We start from the raw sequence: 1,277 nt of genomic DNA, 5'->3' as shown, positions 1-1,277 counted from the left end.
ACAGATGGTTCGGTTTGTCTGCACAGGCTCGCGGCTTGGATAAGTGGACTGCCGCTGGTTGATCATGCCGCTGCGAGAAGCGGTTGTGCGAAGTATATCTGGTCGGGCGTACGGCCGCCAAGCGCGGAGTGCGGCCGGACCGCGTTGTAGAACGCCAGATAGTGACCGACGCCGGCACGGGCCTCGGGGACCGAGGCATAGGCGTTGAGGTAGACCTCTTCGTATTTCACCGAGCGCCAGAGGCGCTCAACGAACACGTTGTCGCGCCAGCAGCCTTTCCCGTCCATGCTGATGGCGATCTGCTCGCGGTGGAGAATGGTGGTAAACGCCGTGCTTGTGAACTGCGAACCCTGGTCGCTGTTGAAGATCGCCGGCTTGCCGTAGCGGTCCAGCGCTTCCTCCAGCGCCTCGATGCAGAACCCGGCATCGAGCGAGATCGACACCCGCCACGCCAGCACGCGCCGGGTGAACCAGTCGACGATGGCGACGAGGTAGACGAAGCCGCGTGCCATCGGGATGTACGTGATATCCGTGGCCCAGACCTGGTTCGGCCGCGTCACCACCAGTTTGCGCAGCAGGTAGGGATAGACCTTGTGCCCCAGCGCCGGCTTCGACGTGTTCGGCCGGCGGTAGATCGCCTCGATCCGCATCCGCTTCATCAGCGTTGCGACATGCAGCCGGCCCGCCTCGACGCCTTCCTGCCGGAGCAGATCGCGCAGCATCCGGCTGCCCGCGAACGGGTAGAGCAGGTGCAGCTCGTCGATCCGGCGCATGATCGCCAGATCGCTGTCCGACACCGGCCGCGGCAGGTAGTAGATGCTGCCGCGGCTGATACCGAGCTGCCGCGCCTGGGCGATCAGCGGCAGCGCATGCTTCCGGTCGATCATCGTTTTGCGCTCGGCAACAGACCTGCCTTCCCGAGCGCACCGGCCAAAAAATCGTTCGCCAGCGTCAGTTCGCCGATCTTCGCGTGCAACACCGTCACGTCGACCGGCGGCTCGACCGCTGCCGGCTCCGCGCCGAACACGTCCGCCGCGCCTTCCAGCAGCCGCGCACGCCATTGATTGATGAGGTTCGGGTGCACGTCATACTGCTGCGCCAGCTCGGCCAGCGTCTTCTCGCCTTTCACGGCAGCCAATGCCACCTTGGCCTTGAACGCCGGGCTGTGGTTCCGGCGGGGTCGCTTGCTCATCTTGCCTCCTGCTCGCGGCCAGCATGGCCGCTGTCAGATCGGCAATCCACTTATCCCCGCTGTGCAGATTCCCCGAACCATCTGT

At 64.8% G+C, this 1,277-nt stretch carries 1 protein-coding gene; it reads right to left on the bottom strand.

The window, feature by feature from the left end; genetic code table 11:
• Positions 1 to 62 precede the first annotated feature (62 nt).
• A protein-coding gene (locus IFT82_RS20280; RefSeq protein ID WP_192129455.1) for an IS3 family transposase occupies positions 63 to 1,192 on the bottom strand; the annotation gives its coding sequence in 2 pieces (ribosomal slippage) (positions 63 to 931 and positions 931 to 1,192; 1,131 coding nt in all).
• Between the last annotated feature and the right edge of the window lie 85 nt (positions 1,193 to 1,277).

The organism is Sphingomonas sp. CFBP 8760, from assembly GCF_014841615.1.
Lineage (GTDB): Bacteria > Pseudomonadota > Alphaproteobacteria > Sphingomonadales > Sphingomonadaceae > Sphingomonas.
This window is presented reverse-complemented; position numbering and strand designations above follow the sequence as displayed.